This window comes from Virgibacillus sp. (assembly GCF_013393565.1).
Taxonomy (GTDB): domain Bacteria; phylum Bacillota; class Bacilli; order Bacillales; family Amphibacillaceae; genus Virgibacillus; species Virgibacillus dokdonensis.
In genome coordinates, this window is the sequence record NZ_JABXHF010000042.1 from 1 (window position 1) to 19,511 (window position 19,511).

Here is a 19,511-nt window from a genome sequence, read left to right on the forward strand (position 1 = left end):
AGGACTACCATACCCTAATTATAAGGTTTTTTTATGCGTTTTTGTATTGATAATTCCTATTATTCTTAGTATTGACACAAGTTGTTTTTTCTTGACTACTTTATAAAAAGTTTATGCAACGCTAGTGGTTCTATTCAAGATACAGCTGATGTGGACATTATTATTGTTAGTGCTGGCCCTCCACCAAATGAGAATCAAACTCGACTCGATACATTGGAAACCGGAACGCAAATAATGAATGATACCATTCCCGGAATAATGAAAACTGGGTTTAATGGCATTTTTTTAATTGCTACAAACCCTGTGGATATTATTACATATCACATCTGGCAATTATCTGGCCTACCACGTCATCAAGTGATTGGAACAGGTACATCGATCGACTCTTCCCGCCTCAAATCATATCTAGCACAGTTACTTGATATTGATGTTCGGAGTATACAAGCTTATACAATGGGCGAGCATGGTGATTCCCAATTTGCTGTTTGGTCACATTGCACAATTGGTGGTAAACCATTATTAGAAATATTGCATGAAAAGCCACATCTAGCTACCAAACTTGATTTAGATGATACAGTAGAAAAAGTGAAACGCGTTGGTTTTGAAATCTTAAAACGAAAAGGGACAACATATTATGGAATTGGCAATGCGTTAGCGTACTTTGCAACCCAATTATAAATGATAGCCAACAAATTTTACCCGCTTCTTGCATATTAGACGGTGAATACGAAGAAACAAACATCGCTACTGGCGTGCCTGGAAAAATTAGCCGAAATGGTATCCAAGACATCGTTGAGCTAAACTTATCAGAACAAGAAAAGCAATTATTTAGGCGCTCTAACACCGTTTTAAGAGATTATATGCGAAGAATAGGTTATTAATTACCTACAACAGTTGACAAATCAAGACTAGGTAGTGGCAATACAGCATCTTGTTTCATAACAAAAGATGCTGTATTTAGAAATTATGTTTCATGTAAATCCAAAATGGGAAAGCTTGTGCTATAATGAACGAAATAAACCATTAACGACAAAAGGTGTGTTCCCATTGAATGAAGAAAAGTATGCAATTATTGATATTGGTTCGAATACCATTCGTCTCGTAATCTATCTTAAAGAAAAGAGCGGTCGCTTTCAGGAAATTGAAAATGTAAAGGCAGTCGCTAGACTTAAAAATCACTTAGAAGAAAATCATTATCTTAACCAAGAAGGAATGGGAATACTAGCTAACATTGTACGTAGCTTTAAAGAAGTAACGGATACATATGAATTAAATGGAATAATATGCGTCGCTACAGCAACAATTAGGCAAGCTGAAAATAAAGCAGAAATCATACAAAAAATTGCACAAGAAAGCGGTTACGATACAAGAATTCTCTCAGAAGAAGAAGAAGCTTATTACGGATATTTAGCCGTTGTCAATTCAACGACCGTTTCTGAAGGTATAACCATAGATATTGGTGGCGGGAGTACAGAACTTACTTATTTTAAAGATAGACAATTAGTTTACTTTAAAAGTATGCCTTTTGGTGCTTTGACTCTGAAGCAAATGTTTGTAGAACACGACGTACCAACAGAAAGAGAAATGGAACAGATTAAAACCTATCTACAACAGCAATTCACTTCCATTCCATGGTTATACAATAAGCAGGTCCATTTAATCGGTATTGGCGGTAGTGCCCGGAATATGATTCAAATTGACCAAGCATTAAAAAAATATCCATTAGCTGGCGTACATCAGTATCGGATTCAAGAAAATAACATGGGCTATGTTAAAAATCACCTACGTAAGTTCCCTTTCAAAGAATTACAAAAAGTAGAAGGGTTAAGTAAAGACAGAGCAGACATTATTTTGCCTGCCATTGAAGTATTCCATACTTTATACGAGCATACAGGGGCTACAAGTTTCATGCTAAGTAGAAAAGGGTTACGTGATGGAATATTTTATGAGCAAATTATGCATGATTTCGGTATCACCAAATTTCCAAATGTACGTGAAGAGAGTTTTAATGAATTAATTGTTGATTTTAATATAAATTATAAGCAAGTTCACCAAGTTATTACCATTGCAACAAAAATTTTTGACGCCTTACGCAATAGTGGGCTTGGTTATGTAGGAAAAATCGATTATGAATTATTAAAGCGTGGTGCCTATGTATTCAACCTTGGCAAGTACATTGATTCAGAGTCTTCTTCCCAGCACACCTTTTATCTTCTAGCGAATCGAACCATAGATGGACTTATGCATACAGAACGATTAAAGATTGCACTTGTCGCTTCTTTTAAAAGTAAGCATAAATTCAAACAATATTTGAAACCGTTTAAAGAATGGTTTGTAAAGGAAGAAAAGAAAAAATTGCAGACCATAGGTGCTCTACTAAAACTGGCGTACTGCTTTGACTCGACGAAGAGAAATATTGTAAAAGACATGGATATGCTTGTTGATGAAGAAGTGATTACTATTCATGTTTACTGTGACAGAGATTGGATGCCAGAAGCCTATCAAGTTGAAAAGCAAAAAAAACACTTAGAAAAAGCACTTCACAGAAACATTAACGTTTGCTTTTGCTATCAGCAATAATAAATGAATTGGAAGACAGGTATCGTTTACAAGTTAAAACAATCGTGGGAGAAATACTCCCACGATTGTTTTAATTACACTTTAGAAAAACTCGGCTTGTCGCCAAGTCTTTATGACGATAGAACGCATCATTATACTTAATCTATACCCTAATAACTATGCTTACCCTATAATACAACAAAAAACTTCACCCACATTCATACAGATATTAACATCTGTTGCTCCAAAAACAACGTCTATTATTTGAAACTTTTCCAATATCGTACGTCGCAAAACGAAAATCTTTAAAGAAACTTGAATATAAATTTACAAGTCCTTAATACTTATAATGTAGCATGGAAAATGAAGAAATCGTATAGGGGTAAGGAGAGATTGCAATTGAGCGAAAACAGAAAACGCCTAGGAGATCCTAAATATTATAACAACCGCGAACTTAGTTGGCTAGCATTTAATGAACGTGTGTTACAAGAAGCGTTGGATCAGCGAAACCCCTTGCTAGAACGATGTAAATTTTTAGCTATATTCAGTTCCAATTTAGATGAGTTTTTTATGGTTCGTGTTGCAGGACTAAAAGATCAAGTAGAAGCTGGATTTAACAAACCTGAAAATAAAGCAGGCTTAACACCAAAAGAACAGCTGGCAGCTATTTCCAAGAAAAACCACCAGCTAGTTGACATGCAATCCTCTACTTTCAAGCATGTGCTATTGCCAATGTTAGCGGATGAAAACATTACATTCCTAACCATGGATGACCTCGATCAACAAATGAAGTTAAACATGGAACGATACTTTGATGATCAAGTCTTCCCTGTGTTAACCCCTATGGCAGTGGATGCCTATCGCCCATTCCCTATGTTGGCAAATAAAAGCATTAATCTTGCCGTATTATTAGAAGATGAACGTGCTAAAAATGATATTGTGGAACTTGAAGAAGTTGTTAAAACTGCTATTGTTCAAGTGCCTTCCGTATTAAAACGTTTTATTAAGGTAGATATTCCAGATTCTAACATCACCTATTTTATTATGCTTGAAGACATTATTAGCCATTTCATTTACAAATTATTTGCCGGTTATAAAGTTATCTCTGTAACAGAATTTCGAATTACCCGGAACGCTGATATGACAATTCATGAAGAAGGAGCTCGAGATTTATTAAAAGAAATTGAAAAAGAATTGAAAAAGCGAAAATGGGGAGCCGCTGTTCGACTAGAAGTGAAACGAAAACAATATGACCCTAACATGTTAAATTTTCTGTTGTCCGTATTGGAGATTCATTATAAAGATGTGTACGAAATGGATGGTCCCATCGATTTGACCTTTTTATTCAGTTTTCACAAGTCCCTTGAACCTACGCATGAGCATTTAGTGTATGAAACATTAATCCCCCAACCACCGCAGGATATGGGAGATTCTGAAGATTTGTTTGAGCTAGCAAAAGAACGGGATTTATTTTTTCACCATCCTTATGAATCCTTCGAACCAATCGTTGATTTTGTATCCGATGCAGCTGATGACCCTGACGTATTAGCAATTAAACAAACATTGTATAGAGTAAGCGGAGATTCTCCTGTTATAGAAGGTTTAAAAAGAGCTGCAGAACAAGGAAAGCAAGTTACCGTGCTCGTTGAATTAAAAGCGCGCTTTGATGAAGAAAATAATGTCCAGTGGGCAAAGGAATTGGAAAAAGCCGGATGTCATGTTATTTACGGTATGACTTATTTAAAAACACATAGTAAAATTACACTCGTGGTGAGAAGAAGAAATAATCAAATTGAACAATTTGTTCATTTGGGCACAGGAAATTATAATGATCAAACCGCTAAAATTTATACAGATATGGGGATTATTACGTCCAAGCGCGAATTTGGTATTGATGCAACTAACTTCTTCAATTACTTAAGTGGCTATGCAGAAAAACCATTGTTTCATCAATTATCCATGGCCCCATTTGATATGAAAACAGATTTTTTGTCCGATATAGATATAGAAATGGAGAACCATAAGAAATACGGGGATGGATATATTATTTTTAAAATGAATTCTTTAACGGATAAAGATTTGATTATGAAAATGTATGAAGCTTCCTGTGCTGGAGTTAACATTGATCTAATCGTTCGTGGTATTTGTTGCTTACGCCCACAAATACCAGGTGTCAGCGAAAATATACGCGTCATTAGTATTGTAGGTCGTTTCCTGGAACATACTCGCATATATTATTTTCGTCATCATCAAAATAGCAAAATGTATCTTTCTTCTGCCGATTTGATGACGAGAAATATGGAGAAACGTGTGGAGCTACTTTTTCCAATTATTGATGGCAACATAAAACAAAGATTATACGAAATATTGCAAATTATAAGTAATGACAATGTAAAAGCTCGCATGCAAGATCAAAATGGCATATATCATTATGTAGAAAAGGCAGACGAAGCCCCGAAAATAGATAGTCAAATGGAGCTATTCAAAAGAGCTTACATGGTTAAAGAAGACGAGGAATAACGAGCAATTCAATCAGAGGGAATACATATTCTATCCCCTCTGATTGCTATTTATGTCTAAGTGGTAGTGTTTTATATTTGTTTACGTTGCTTGTCGCGGTCATTCCGCTAAATTTTTTTAAAATACAATACGTGACGGAGCAGTTTAATTTACTAACATTTTAAGAGAAATACAAATCTGTTAGTCTTGCAATATCCACTGCTTTTGAAACATCAATAAAATATTTCATTTGCCATTTTTGAGATTTTTCCGCAGAGCTATTTAGCTCCTGCTCCCAAGAAGGATAAACTCGCATTGCCATTTTTCCTTTGGACGTTTCACTACGCAACACGCCTTTTTGAAGTAATACTAATTTCGGAAAAATGAATTGACCCTTCCGTTCATTATCTATTACCGAAATAACGATCTTGTTAGGACTTTCATCATAAGAATAAGCTTGATTGTGATTATTTATATCTTTTTCCCAAAACGCTACAAAATACCCCTTTTTCTTTGGGGTTAATTTAGCCAAACGACTCCGATATGTATGTTCAAACACACTAAAACTACACCCTTTATATTCAGAATTCTGTTTTTCCTCCGTTATGGATGTAATTTCATGCTCTCCCATACACGACAGTAAGGTATTAGTTAATTTTATTGATTTCTCCATCACTTACCTCCATGATTTCATATTTGAAAATCTCTTTCCCGATGTTTGTTTAACCTAATCATGCCATTTAGTTAAAACTTACAAAGTGATAAGATCAAGGCAGATTAATATTTAATTCTATGGAAAAAAGATAAACTATAGCATACCAAAAACGCTCGATACCTTCGTACCAAGCGTTCTGAGGTATGATTCCGATTGGGCTCGAACCAACGACCTCCACCCTGTCAAGGTGGCGCTCTCCCAGCTGAGCTACGGAATCATAGAATCAATTAAAAGCGACAATAATTATTATACATAAGAACGTGTGATATTGCAAGTATTCGTAGGAAATCGTAATCGATATAATACTTGTCAATTTCTCCATATTTCTTTGGTCATGACAATATACGCAGTTTCTGTATCACCATTTCTATGAACGAATATCGCTACGTAGTTAAAACCAACATTTTTATACATATCACACCATAGTATCTTCTTTTAGATTAAGTTTTGCATCAATTAAACAACAAGCAATGGGATCTGATCTTCAACCAAGTCCAATAATCTGTATAACACACTCCTTAGTCTCAACTATCTTTATGATTTAACCACTTATGATCAGGTGCATGAACTAGATGAAAAGCATATTCCCTTCCCTTTTTATATGGAGCACTTGTTTACTAATCTCCTTACAGAGACTAACAAATGTTACCAACTCTCTCATTATTGTTCATGTCACCAACTCTTAACGAACCACATTTGTACTAATACTTAATTTGTGCAAAAAATTCTTAAGTACTTTTCAGGCTCATTTTCTCACATACTATTGGAAGTGAGGATGCAATCCTGCTACAATAAAGAACAGAAAAAACAGAAGGGATCTGGACAACATTAAAGATAAATGGCTGGCAAAACTTTCATTGAAGAAAATGACTACCTTGCTCGTTTTAATCTCTGTCATAGCCTCGCTTATTGCTTCTGCCATTCTTTTAGATGACTATGTATTGGAGAGAGAACATCGAGCAGTGCAAAATAAAATTAAAAATGTTGCTAGAATGGTCGCTAAAGATACGCATGTGATAGACAAAGTGGAAGGTTCTCCGTCAGACGCTGCTATTCAAAACTATGCAAATGAAGTGATGAATGCAACTGGCGTCAGCTTTGTTGTTGTTTTAGATAATGACCTTACTCGAAAATCACATCCAGATGAAAGTGTAATTGGTGGCACATTTTCTAATATTGACGATGCAAGTAGATCATTGAATGGTACAGAGCATTATTCTAGGCATGTAGGAATCCTTGGAGAAGGAACACGCTTTTTTACACCGATTTGGAATGACGAAGGGGAACAGATTGGAATTGTTTGCGTAGGGTATGTGCAACAAACTATTAATGATGAATTATGGAATGCGCGGAAAAATTTATATGTCGGCCTCGGTGTTGGTCTATTAGTAGGTATCATAGGTGCGCTTTACTTAGCAAGATATTTGAAAAAAGTGCTATTAGGACTTGAACCTAAACAAATTGTTGCTCATATGAAAGAGAAAGAAATTATTATTGACTCTGTTAGTGAAGCAATTATTGCTGTTTCTCCTAAGCGGAAGGTATTATTACAAAATGTTAATTTTAATAAGCTACTCAATAAAACAGAAGTTGCAACAAAAGCAATTTCCAATGGATACCTTTATGATACGCTTTTTTCCTTAATATTTGACGATGTATTTAAAACAGAGAAACCGATCGCTAACCGAGTAACAGTCATTAACCATTTTGAATTTATCGTCAATGTGCAACTCATCTATATTGATAAGAACATCTATGGAGCGGTGGCGACTTTATATGATCAATCTGAGCTACAGCATCTAATTCGAGAGTTAAGCGGGACGGAACAATACATTGATTCTTTACGTGCGCAAAACCATAAGTTTATGAATCAACTCCACACTATTTTAGGTTTAATTGAACTAGAAAAGTATGAAGATGTGCACCATTTTGTTCGTGTCCTTAATCATAATTATCATCGTGAAATGGGCTTTGTGACGGATAAAATTAAAAGCTCAGCAATAGCAGGTTTTTTACTTGGGAAAACAAGTGAGCTCGACGAACAAGGTGTTACATTAATCATTGATGAAGACTCCTATTTTCCAGCGATAAAAATCGGCGATATGCTTCATGACTTACTACTCTCTATGGGTATTCTTATTGACAATGCAAAAGAAGCTGTCATAAATAGCTCTAAAAAGCAAGTAATCCTTTTTCTGAAATATGATGAGGCTGAAGAAGTAATCATGTTTGAAGTACAAGACACAGGACCGGGTATTGAAAAACATGTATTACCTAAAATATTCGAACGCGGTTATTCTACAAAAGGAGAGAACAGAGGCTATGGATTGGACGCCATTCAATCCATTGTAAAGCAGTATCATGGACTTGTCGATGTCCAAGCAAAAACTGGACGAGGAAGTACTTTTCGTATCGAATTTCCGTTCAAATGGAGGAACAAAAATGATGAAAGTAATGATCGTTGAAGACGATCCAATGGTAGCTACCATTAACCAACAATATATCGAACGATCAGAAGGATTTCATACCATTGCCGCAGTAGGAACAATTACGGAAGTTTGGGAAGCCTTAACAATGGACATACCCAATTTAATCTTGCTTGATGTTTATTTACCCGGCCAAACAGGCTTAGAATTTTTGCAAGAATTAAGACAAAAACAGTATTCGATCCCCGTCATCATGATTACAGCTGCGGATGATATTGGAACAATTAAAACGTCCTTAGAGTACGGAGTCATTGACTTTCTAATTAAACCTTTTACCTACCAACGATTTAAAGTAGCCATCGATAACTTTATGCAATATCATAAATTGACAACGAGCATGGAAAAAACGGATCAAGAAACGTTAGATCAACTGCTTATTAAAGAAAAAACACCAATATCATCCAGAAATAATAATGTCTTAACACCTCTCCCTAAAGGTTTATCCAAACTAACCTTAAAAAAGGTGCTTCAAGCTATTGAAAAACAGACTCATGCCTTCTCTACCGAGGATATTGCTTCAAGTATAGACTTATCACGAATTTCTACAAGAAAATACTTGCAGCATTTAAATGACATTGGTTTTTTAGAATCAGAATTAAAATATTTATCCGTTGGTCGTCCTATTATGATTTACCATGTCGTGCCAAACAAAGAGCATTTAATTGTAGATTATAAGTGAATTTACCCTTTAGATAAAAGAAAGTCTGTTGCAAAACCCACCATTTTTCTTGCTTTCAAACATGATAGGTAATCACTCACCTGCAAAAAATAACTCGACTCAAGATGCCCTTGTATCTTACTGTAAAAAAGAGGAAGCACCTTCAAAGATGCTTCCTCTTTTTTTACTATAGAAAAGTATATAGACTTTTAGGGGTAATCATACGTTTTTTTACCAATCTATGATACAGCTTGACTTTTTTCAGGAAGTTCTACGACATTTGTCGTGCTCCCTTTTGTAATCGTATCATGTAAGTTTTCAAAGCTTGTCTCAATCATATTCGTTAGAGCTTCGTCTGTATTTGAACCGATGTGCGGTGTAATCAGCACACGTGGATATAAATCAACGAGTGCTTGTACAGTTGAATCTAGCTTTTTACCATCATTAAACTGTTGGAAGAAGATCTCCTTTTCATTCGCAAAGACATCCGTGGCAAAACCAGCTAATTTATGTGTACGAAGCGCTTTAAGGATCGCCTCATTATCTTGAAGTTCCCCTCTAGCAGTATTAATAAAAATGGCTCCATCCTTCATTTTGGCAATAAATTCATCGTTGACCATTTTATCATTTTTTCCTGGGAAATAAGGAACATGTAAGCTCACAATATCACTTTCTTTTAATAGATCATCTAATTCCATAAAAGTAACTGTTTGCTTTGCTTCTTCACTTTGGTAAACATCATAACCGAGCACTTCTGCACCAAGTCCCTTAAAAAGCTTTGCTTCTGTTAAACCAATTTTCCCTGTCCCGATAATCCCTACCTTACAGTTACGAATTTCTTTACTAAACATAACGGAATCAACAGTAAAATCTTTGTTCGCCGTTTTAACGGTTGTGTAAGCAGTATGACGTAATAACGACATAGCAAGCGTTAAAGCTAACTCAGCAATAGCATTTGGTGAATAAGATGGTACACGCGCTACATACATGTCGTAATCTGCTGCTGCTTGTAAATCAATATGATTATAGCCTACGGTTCTAGTAAATACATATTTAACCCCAAAGCTACGCATTTTTCCAATATTTATTCTATCGGCAACACAATTCCCTCGTAGTAACACAGCATCCATTCCTTTTGCTGTATCTATATTATCATGTGTTAATAAATCCTCCACTAAAGTTAAGTCAAAACCGTATTTATTTAATTTGTTAAAAAATGGCTCTTCATTCTCTCTTACGCCGTAACAGACTACTTTAATCGTCATTCTTACCCTCTCCTTTATTGAATATTCTTAATCATCAGATATCAAATCTTGCATTTCATTTGTACGGGCTCTCAAATCCTATTTTTTTAAAATAAATTTGTTGAAGTAATCATATTAATTACAATAATCCAGATCGGAATCATGACAACTGCACTAATCGTTGATAGTAAAGAAGCATTCGAAGCAAGTAACGCATCCTTATCAAAGCTAATTGCATATGCAGCTGCTACTGTTGCGGTAGGGGCCGCCATCATAATAACGATGGTTCCTACAGATACTGCACTCATCGTCAATATGCCCGTTAATGAAAGAATCGCCAAAATAACAATGTTAATAATTGGAACCAGCACAACTTTGTTCGCACTGTATATTAAGGATGTCCGATCAGAAATAGCTGTTTTAAAATCAACAGATCCTAATGTTGCGCCAATTGCTAACCATGCTAAAGGTGAAGCTAAGCTTGCTAAATATGTCATTGGCTTAAATAACCATGGAGCAGTTTGGTCAATTCTTAAAAATGCTACTGTTGAAGCAGTACCATCTGCTGCTACAACACTCATTTGTGGTAAGGAATCTTGAAATATCCAGATAAACAATCCTACAAAGGTAGCAATAACTATTGGATTTAGAAACATTTCTTTAATATTTTTTGCTTCCATTTTCAATCCACTCATTTTAATATAGCCGTAAGAATAAAGGAAGATCCGATAGCCAATATTAAAGATGGAAGCGTATAGAACACCTTCAGCACCATAGATTGCTCCAACAATTGGAATACCAAAGAACGTAGTGGAACCAAAAATAGTTAGTACACGTAATGTATCTTCTTTATCCCCTTTAAACTTCGCATACATTGGTTTTGAGACAATAATTAAAATAATATAAATAGCAATTCCCCAAATTAAAATACCCATTCCCTCAGCTAACGATTGTTGGTCAATGTCTTTCATAAAAGCTTTTAGTGCTAAAGCTGGTAACGCTACAGACAATACCACTCTGGATAACATTTTTCCTACTTGATCACTAAAGATATTTTTCTTTCGACAATAATACCCTAATAAAATAATGAACATCGTTGACGTAATCGCACTGATAATATTCATATCTGTAAATGTGGTTTTAAAAATTTCTAGTATTTCCATCGTCTTTTCCTCCAAAATGATATTGTGAATATTTTCACATATTGATTTATAGATAATCTAGCGCGCTATCTCTTACATGCTTATAATAGTACAGTCGCTTCGCTTTTAAAATATAATCTAACTAAACTAACTTTTGTAATTAAAATAAGTGAAATATTGAGCATATGGATTTTCCACAAACAGGAGGGTAAATTGTAATAATAGATAGAAGTTTTTCCATAATAAAAACAGCGGGGATATAACAAACGGTTATCCTCTCCCCACTATTGAAAATGTAACTTAGCTATTTTTCGTTAGAGAAACGGCATTCGAAGTTCTTCCAATTGTTAGTACATCGTAAAAATTTTGGTAGCTAGTTTCAATCATATTTTTAAGTGCCTCATCTGTATTGGAACCGATATGAGGAGTAATTAACACTCTTGGATACAGTTCAATCAAACCCTTGACTGTTGGATCAAGTTCATCGTTGTTAGTAAACTTTTGGAAAAAGATCTCTTTTTCATTAGCGAATACATCCGTAGCAAATCCTTCCATTTTTTTCGTTAGCAAAGCTTCAAGTATTGCTTCATTATCTTGCAGTTCACCACGAGCAGTATTAATTAAAATAGCCCCATCTTTCATCTTAGAAATAAATGATTTATTAATCATCTTTTCGTTTTCACCTGGTAAGTATGGAACATGAATGCTAACAATGTCGCTTTCTTTTAACAGTTCGTCCAATTCCTTAAAAGTAACCACTCGTTTAGCTGCTTCACTTTGGTAAATATCATAGCCTAACACTGTTGCACCTAAGCCTTTGAACAATTTTGCTTCCGTAAGTCCAATTTTTCCTGTACCTATAATCCCTACTTTACAATTTCTCACTTCTTTACTAAACATGACTGGGTCAACGGTAAAATCTTTATTAGCTGTTTTTGCTGTCGTATAAGCTGTATGCCTTAACAAAGACATTGCCAAAGTTAAGGCTAATTCTGCAATTGCATTCGGAGAATAAGAAGGAACTCTTGCTACATATATGTTATAATCTTTAGCGGCCTCTAAATCAATATGATTGTAGCCTACTGTGCGAGTGAAAACATACTTCACACCGTACTCCTGCAATTTCTTCAAGTTTTTTCTATCAGCCGTACAGTTAGCCCTTAATAAGACACCATCTGCGCCCTCTGCTGTTTCTATGTTTTCATGGGTTAACAAAGGTTTTATTAGCTTTAATTGAAATTGATATAGATTAAGTTTATGGAAGAAGGCAGTTTCATTTTCACGAACTCCATAACATACTATTTTAAAATTCATGATTTCATTCTCCTTTTATGCTTCATTATCCAAATATAGGTAATCCAGCTATTATATTAATTACAATAATCCATACTGGAATAAATATAACTGCTGTAATGGTTGATAGTAGCGATGCGTTTGAAGCTAACAAAGCATCTCGATCGAAGCTGATTGCATACGCTGCTGCCACTGTAGCTGTTGGGGTTGCCATCATAATCACTATTGTTCCTAAAGAAACATCACTTACAACAAGAACATTTGTTACTGCAAGCAAAGAAAGGAAAGCAATATTTAAAAGAGGAACAATAATTACTTTATTAAAGCTATAGAACAAGGATGTGCGATCGGTTAAAGCTGTTCTAAACTTAATCGCCCCTAAAGTAGCCCCAATTGCTAACCATGCAAGTGGTGAAGCTAATCGAGCAAGATATTCCATCGGCTGAAATAACCAAGGTGCTGTTTGGTCAATGCGTAAAAATGCCACGTCTGCTTTTGTTCCATCTTCTGCCACGACACTAACTTGGGGCAAATAACCTTGAAATATCCAGATAAATAATCCTAAAAAAGTGGCAATAATGATAGGATTAAGGAACATCTCTTTTACATTCCCTACTTCCATTTTCAATCCACTCATTTTGATATATCCATAGGAGTATAGAAAAATACGGTACCCAATATTGAAAATAGAAGCATATAAAATTCCTTCTGCTCCATAAATTGCGCCAACAATCGGTATTCCAAAAAACGTAGTAGATCCAAATATAGTTAATACACGTAATGTGTCCTGACGATCCCCTTTATATTTTAAGTACATTGGTTTGGATATCAGGATCAATATAATATAGATAGCTATTCCCCAGATAAGCACCTCTATTCCTTCTGCTAATGATTCAGCATCAATATCTTTCATAAATGCTTTAAATGCTAACGCTGGTAATGCAACAATAAGAACTACTTTTGATAGTACCTTTCCTACTTGATCGTTAAATATTTCTCTTTTACGTAGAAAAAATCCCAACAATATAATGAACAACGTAGAAGAAATGGCACTAACAATTTTCATATCCGTAAATGTCTGTTGAATCTCTTGAAGTATCGTCATGATTTCCCTCCAAAGTTTTTAAATATCCTTAACATTTTTTAAGAAAGCTTGAATTGACTCAAACAAATTTTCCCCTATAGTCTGCTTTTTATACAAAGCGCATCTATAAGGAATAAGTTATTTTTATTAATAAAATGGAAGCTTAAAACCTTCTCTATCTTTTACTTGAAGTGGTCTGCCGGGATTTGTATATCGTTTGTGAATTATTTATCATTAATCTCTTTGTGGTTAGGATATTGGATAAATCCATAAAATCCATTTATAATAGATAGAAATTGTGTAGCATCATGGGGAGGAGTCATCCTTGAAGACTGTTTTATCATTTTTGAAACCATATAAGCTACCGGCGGCCGTTGCATTTGCACTTATGCTTGTTGAACTGGCTGTGGAGCTTGCGCTTCCCTTTTTATTAGGGAAAATGATTAACGAAGGAGTGGTGAATCAAGATTTATCAACCATCTTGAAATGGGGAAGCATTATGATTACGCTTGCTTTCATCGCATTCATAGCTGGTCTGATTAACTCATTTTACGCTTCACATGTAAGCTGGGGATTTGCTTACGATCTACGTGAAGAGCTATTTGCTAAAATACAAGCCTTTTCATTTTCACATTTGAATCAATATCCAACATCCGCTTTAATGACTCGATTCTCCAATGATATTCGACAAATGCAAAATACCATCTATATGATCCTTCGAATTATGTCAAAAGCACCACTAATCGTTATTGGTGGTGTTGTAATGGCCTTTATCGTAAACGCTAAGCTTGCTATTATTTTTCTCATTACCGTTCCACTATTAGTTGGTTTTGTTCTTTGGGTGCTTAAAATTGCTAGCAAGTTATTTCAAAACGTACAAAAAAGCGTCGATACATTAAATCAGGTGATGCAAGAAAATTTGATTGGTATGCGCTTAATCAAAGCTTTTTCTCGTAGAAAACACGAAGAAGCACGATTTAAAAAAGCCAACCAATCGTTAGCCGAGAGAACGAGGGCGACCTTTCGTTTCGTTGAAGCTTCGATGCCCGTTTTGTTATTTGTTATGAATATGAGCCTATTATTTATTATTTGGTTAGGCAATGCACAAGTAGTAGCCGGGACAACGAATGTTGGCGATGTTGTTGCAATGATTAATTATGCATTAAGGGTTTCCATGTCTATTTCTATGTTTACGTTTATTATTATGGCGTTTTCACGAATGCAAGCTTCTACCAAACGTGTGAACGACATTTTGCATATCCATACAGAGGAAGCGCAAAAAGTAGAATGGAATGACACTACCGCCAATCATGTTCAACGTGGGGCAATATCTTTCCAACACGTATATTTTTCCTATCCTACTCATAAAGAATCGGTCTTGCACGATATCACCTTTAACGTGAATAGTGGCGAAAGAATTGCTGTAATGGGCGCTACTGGTGCAGGGAAGACATCTTTATTTCAATTAATCCCTCGACTGTATAAGGCTAATCATGGGATCATTACTATTGATGATCAAGACGTTACGTCGTATCCTTTGAACCAGCTTCGCGATAGTATAGGCTACGTACCTCAATCTCCTTTGCTATTTACTGGTATGATAAAGGAAAATATCGCTTGGGGAAAAGCTAGGGCTACCATGGGAGAAATTATACAAGCAGCAAAAGATGCACAAATTCATGAAACAATTATGCAGTTAAATGAGCGTTATGAAACTAAAGTCGGGCAAAAAGGAGTTAATCTTTCCGGAGGACAAAAACAACGAATTTCTATCGCCAGAGCACTTATTCGAAAACCAAAAATCCTAATGTTGGATGATAGTACAAGCGCACTGGATTTAGCTACAGAATCTCGATTGTTAGAAGCTATTGAAACCTATCATTGCACTACATTAATTATTACACAGAAGATAAGTACAGCAATGCGTGCCGACCGTATTCTTCTTTTGGATAGAGGAGAAATACTAGCACTTGGCACACATCAATCCCTTCTTAAATCTTCTAAGCTATATCAGCGTATTGTAGAATCTCAATTTGGAAAGGAAGTTTCCCATGCTAAGTAAACAATTGAAACAGCCTTTTCAATATAAAAAAATACCTATATCATCAAATTCAAGCCATAATCAAAAACGTGCTCAAGATACGAAAGGAACCATCAAGCGCATTTGGACTTATTTAGCTAATGAAAAGGGAAAGTTAACACTCGTCATTTTAATGGTTGTCGCTAGTTCTGCACTCGGTCTTTTAGGACCGTTTATGATTGGTATGGCAATTGATGATTTCATTGTTACTAAAGAAACAACCGGATTAGTTACGTTATTGATTTGGCTTGTAGTCATCTATCTCTTTCATGCTTTAGCCATTTTCCTGCAAAATTTTTGGATGATTGGCATTGCCCAAAACACCGTTTTCGCGCTAAGAAAACACTTGTTTTATCAATTTCATCGGTTGCCAATTGCTTATTTTGATAAGCGACAACACGGGGAATTAATGAGTCGGATTACAAACGATATTGACAATGTGAATAACACGTTGAATCAATCCGTTATCCAAATATTTTCGAGCGTTCTAACTCTAACAGGAACGATAGGTGTTATGCTCTATCTTAGCCCGATACTAACAGCTATTACTATGGTAATAGTACCAATTATGTTTCTTGCCATTCGCTGGATAACAAAGCGAACAGGCCCTTTATATAAATTACAGCAGAAAAATTTAGGCGAAGTGAATGGCTATGTTGAAGAAATTTTATCTGGTCAGCATATTGTCAAAGCTTTTTCTCAAGAAAAGCGTGTTATAAAAGAATTTGAAACACGTAATAAGCAATTAAATCATGCAGGGTTTTGGGCTCTGACCATTTCTGGGTTTATCCCCAAAGTAATGAACATGCTCAATTTTTTAAGCTTTGGACTCATCGCATTAGCAGGAGGTATTTTAGCTATAAATAATGTTGTAACAGTAGGAGTTATTGTAATATTCACAGAATATGCTAGACAATTTACACGACCGTTAAATGAATTGTCCAATCAATTTAATATATTATTATCTGCTGTAGCAGGTGCCGAACGTGTATTTCGTGTATTGGATAAAGAACAGGAAGAAGCAGATGAAAAGACGGCTCAAAAGCTTACCACTACAAATGGACATTTCGTTTTTAATAAAGTTTCTTTTGGATATGAAAATAGCTATATTTTAAAGAATATTAGCTTTGAAGCAAAACCAGGTGAAACAATTGCTTTTGTCGGGCATACAGGTGCAGGAAAAACAACCATAATTAATTTAATCTCTAGATTTTATAATTACGATGCAGGGGAAATATATTTGGATGGCATACCATTAAAAACCATTCAACGTTCGAGTTTAAGACAGCATATGGCATTTGTTTTACAAGATGCCTTTTTATTCAGAGCAACTATTCGTGAAAACATTAGATATGGACGTCTAGATGCGACGGATGATGAAGTCATTCAAGCTGCAAAAGATGCTAATGCGCATGCATTTATTCAACTCCTACCGAATGCATATGACACAATGCTTGACCAAGAAGGAAGCGGCATTAGTCAAGGACAAAAGCAATTACTGACGATTGCACGCGCACTATTAGCGAAACCGAAAATCTTGATTCTTGATGAGGCGACAAGTAATATTGACACTATAACAGAGCTTAAGATCCAAGATGCTTTAAAACGGTTAATGAATGGGAGAACGAGTTTCGTCATTGCTCATCGACTGAACACAATTAAAGAAGCCGATAAGATTATTATGCTAGAAAATGGGGAAATCAAAGAACAAGGTAGCCATGAGGAACTGTTTGCCATGCAAGGACAGTATTATCATTTAAATAAAGGGCAGGTAAGGGAAGAGCTTTAATTCATACCCATGCCTTTTATCCCTACAAACTTTACACATGTGAAATCAGGACCTTGCATTTGTCAGGTTTTTTAAATCCAATGTGAAAGTATAAGGCACATTTATATTCGAGTAAAAGGAGTGAAAAACTTGGGAAGAAAAGGTTCTATGATTGAGAAACAAATCAATAGCAAGTACTTACAAGAAAATATGACATTAACAATTTATCAACCAGAAGATTTCTCTCCATTATACAAATATCAACTTTGCATTATGCAAGATGGCAATGATTATTATCAGCTTGGAAGAGTAGCTACTTTAAGTGATAAGCTACATGATAATCAAGAAATTACCAATACGATATTTGTTGGCATTCAATACAAAGATAAGTTTGACCGCCGTGAAAAGTATCATCCGGACGGTAAACAAAATGAAGCCTATATAAAATTTCTAGGACATGAGGTTGTACCTTTTTTAGATCATTTATTTCCTACTTATTACATGGGGCAATCTAGAGCCTTATTAGGCGACTCTTTAGCAGGAACGCTTGCCCTTATGACTGCCATTCGTTATCCAAATACGTTTGGAAAAGTCATCATGCAATCTCCTTTTGTAAACGAAACCGTTTTAAATGCAGTAAAAACAGCCAAAAACTTGGATCGGGTTGCCATTTACCATACAATCGGAAAAGCTGAAACAGATGTACAGATGACCAATGGCGAAAGGATGGACTTCCTAACACCTAATCGAAAGCTTCATGACATTTTACAAAGTACCGCCTCCAGTTATGATTATTACGAATTAGAGGCTGGAGAACATACATGGAAGTATTGGCAACAGGATATGAAGCGCACCCTTACTTCCATGTTTCCATAATATTTTTCAGATAGTACAAAATACTCTCTTATTTAATTAGTATATTTGATATAATAAAGGTTAAGGTAAAATCATTGCACAGGGTTGAATGAATTAGGCATAAATCATTGATTCTACTAGGAGGTTTTATGAGATGAAATATGGTATTGTTATTTTTCCAACAAAGGAAATTCAAGATGAAGCAAACTCTTATCGAAAAAGGTATGATCCACACTACGCTTTAATTCCTCCGCACATTACGTTGAAGGAATCTTTTGAAGCAGATGATCAACTGATTAATGAATTAATTATTGAATTAAAACATATTGCTAATGAAATAGATCCTTTTACCATTTATATGAACAAAGTTAGTACTTTCGCTCCGATAACGAACACCATCTATTTTAAAGTCGAACCAAGGCAAGAGCTCGTTGACTTATACGAGAGAATGCATGCAGGTAAATTTCCTGATAATCACGAGTATGCTTTTGTACCACATATAACGATTGCTCAAAAGCTTCCAGATGATGAATACTCCGATGTATATAGCAGTTTAAGCATGAAGAAAACCCAACTAGAAGACCAAATTGATCGTTTCCAATTAATGTATCAGCTAGAAAATGGGTCTTGGACCGTTTACGAAACATTTGTGTTTGGAAAGGAGTACGTATGATTATAAAAGAAGTCACAACACATAAAGAACAGGATGACGCCTATCATATCCGTACAGTCGTCTTTATTCAGGAACAAAATGTATCACCTGAAGAAGAAATGGATAAATATGATGACGAAGCAATCCACTTCATAGCTTACGATGGCGAAATTCCTATTGCTACTAGCCGTCTCCGTTTTGTAGAGTCTTACGGGAAACTTGAAAGAATTTGTGTATTAAAAGAATATCGTGGAAAATCTATTGGAAAACAATTAATTCACCATATGGAACAGGCCATTCTTGAAAATGACTATCAAAAAGCAAAGTTAAATGGGCAAACCCATGCTGAGAAATTTTACCAGCAATTAGGGTATGAGACTGTATCTGATGAGTTTCTAGATGCTGGTATACCTCATGTTACAATGGTAAAACAGTTATCTTGAACATTCATCTAAAATTTGGCTTATTCACACAAG

At 35.3% G+C, this 19,511-nt stretch carries 14 protein-coding genes, 1 tRNA gene and 1 pseudogene; 10 read left to right on the forward strand and 6 right to left on the reverse strand.

Going from position 1 to position 19,511, the window contains the following annotated elements; translation table 11 throughout:
• The first annotated feature begins 150 nt into the window (after nucleotides 1-150).
• The 3 genes and pseudogenes from HLX49_RS10145 (at nucleotide 151) to HLX49_RS10155 (ending at nucleotide 5,079) form a co-directional block, all read left to right on the forward strand.
• Nucleotides 151-881, forward strand: a pseudogene (locus HLX49_RS10145) (lactate/malate family dehydrogenase).
• Nucleotides 882-966: 85 nt separating this feature from the next.
• Nucleotides 967-2,580, forward strand: a complete 1,614-nt coding sequence (locus tag HLX49_RS10150; RefSeq protein WP_101934279.1) for a Ppx/GppA family phosphatase — start codon at nucleotides 967-969, stop codon at nucleotides 2,578-2,580.
• Between the two features lie 342 nt (nucleotides 2,581-2,922).
• Nucleotides 2,923-5,079 carry an RNA degradosome polyphosphate kinase gene (locus HLX49_RS10155; RefSeq protein ID WP_101933719.1) on the forward strand — a complete coding sequence of 719 codons (2,157 nt, stop codon included), beginning with the start codon at nucleotides 2,923-2,925 and terminating at the stop codon, nucleotides 5,077-5,079.
• Between the two features lie 160 nt (nucleotides 5,080-5,239).
• Here the strand turns inward: HLX49_RS10155 and HLX49_RS10160 are convergent, their stop codons facing one another.
• Both HLX49_RS10160 and HLX49_RS10165 read right to left on the reverse strand, forming a co-directional pair.
• Complete coding sequence (locus HLX49_RS10160) at nucleotides 5,240-5,731, reverse strand: MepB family protein (RefSeq protein ID WP_101933718.1); 492 nt, start codon at nucleotides 5,729-5,731, stop codon at nucleotides 5,240-5,242.
• A gap of 186 nt (nucleotides 5,732-5,917) precedes the next feature.
• A tRNA-Val gene (locus HLX49_RS10165) sits at nucleotides 5,918-5,990 on the reverse strand.
• A 649-nt stretch (nucleotides 5,991-6,639) separates the two neighbouring features.
• Here HLX49_RS10165 and HLX49_RS10170 point away from each other — a divergent pair.
• The gene (locus HLX49_RS10170; protein ID WP_296361691.1) at nucleotides 6,640-8,238 is read left to right on the forward strand and encodes an ATP-binding protein; all 1,599 of its coding nucleotides are present in this window, start codon (nucleotides 6,640-6,642) and stop codon (nucleotides 8,236-8,238) included.
• Nucleotides 8,216-8,938 carry a response regulator gene (locus HLX49_RS10175; RefSeq protein WP_077703127.1) on the forward strand — a complete coding sequence of 241 codons (723 nt, stop codon included), beginning with the start codon at nucleotides 8,216-8,218 and terminating at the stop codon, nucleotides 8,936-8,938. Before HLX49_RS10170 ends, HLX49_RS10175 begins: the two co-directional genes overlap by 23 nt.
• A gap of 218 nt (nucleotides 8,939-9,156) precedes the next feature.
• On the opposite strand, the gene HLX49_RS10180 is transcribed toward HLX49_RS10175, so the two are convergent.
• The 4 genes from HLX49_RS10180 to HLX49_RS10195 form a co-directional block, all read right to left on the reverse strand.
• Nucleotides 9,157-10,182, reverse strand: a complete 1,026-nt coding sequence (locus HLX49_RS10180; RefSeq protein WP_101933700.1) for a 2-hydroxyacid dehydrogenase — start codon at nucleotides 10,180-10,182, stop codon at nucleotides 9,157-9,159.
• A gap of 86 nt (nucleotides 10,183-10,268) precedes the next feature.
• The gene (locus HLX49_RS10185) at nucleotides 10,269-11,324 is read right to left on the reverse strand and encodes an AEC family transporter (RefSeq protein ID WP_077703125.1); all 1,056 of its coding nucleotides are present in this window, start codon (nucleotides 11,322-11,324) and stop codon (nucleotides 10,269-10,271) included.
• A gap of 279 nt (nucleotides 11,325-11,603) precedes the next feature.
• A complete protein-coding gene (locus HLX49_RS10190) occupies nucleotides 11,604-12,617 on the reverse strand; it encodes a 2-hydroxyacid dehydrogenase (protein WP_296361670.1) in 1,014 nt (337 codons plus the stop codon).
• Nucleotides 12,618-12,642: 25 nt separating this feature from the next.
• Nucleotides 12,643-13,701 carry an AEC family transporter gene (locus HLX49_RS10195; RefSeq protein ID WP_077703123.1) on the reverse strand — a complete coding sequence of 353 codons (1,059 nt, stop codon included), beginning with the start codon at nucleotides 13,699-13,701 and terminating at the stop codon, nucleotides 12,643-12,645.
• Nucleotides 13,702-14,005: 304 nt separating this feature from the next.
• On the opposite strand from HLX49_RS10195, the gene HLX49_RS10200 reads away from it, so the two are divergent.
• The 5 genes from HLX49_RS10200 to HLX49_RS10220 all read left to right on the forward strand — a co-directional run bounded on the left by HLX49_RS10200 (nucleotide 14,006) and on the right by HLX49_RS10220 (nucleotide 19,478).
• On the forward strand, nucleotides 14,006-15,742 hold the full coding sequence (locus HLX49_RS10200) for an ABC transporter ATP-binding protein (RefSeq protein WP_077703122.1): 1,737 nt from the start codon (nucleotides 14,006-14,008) through the stop codon (nucleotides 15,740-15,742).
• Nucleotides 15,732-17,549: an ABC transporter ATP-binding protein gene (locus HLX49_RS10205; RefSeq protein WP_077703121.1), complete on the forward strand. Its 1,818-nt coding sequence runs from the start codon at nucleotides 15,732-15,734 to the stop codon at nucleotides 17,547-17,549. Before HLX49_RS10200 ends, HLX49_RS10205 begins: the two co-directional genes overlap by 11 nt.
• A 129-nt stretch (nucleotides 17,550-17,678) precedes the next feature.
• On the forward strand, nucleotides 17,679-18,404 hold the full coding sequence (locus tag HLX49_RS10210; protein WP_077703120.1) for an alpha/beta hydrolase: 726 nt from the start codon (nucleotides 17,679-17,681) through the stop codon (nucleotides 18,402-18,404).
• Between the two features lie 133 nt (nucleotides 18,405-18,537).
• Entirely contained in the window at nucleotides 18,538-19,056 is a 519-nt protein-coding gene (locus HLX49_RS10215) for a YjcG family protein (RefSeq protein ID WP_077703119.1), read from the forward strand.
• Nucleotides 19,053-19,478, forward strand: coding sequence for a GNAT family N-acetyltransferase (locus HLX49_RS10220; RefSeq protein WP_077703118.1), 426 nt, complete (start codon nucleotides 19,053-19,055; stop codon nucleotides 19,476-19,478). Before HLX49_RS10215 ends, HLX49_RS10220 begins: the two co-directional genes overlap by 4 nt.
• The last annotated feature ends 33 nt before the right edge of the window (nucleotides 19,479-19,511 follow it).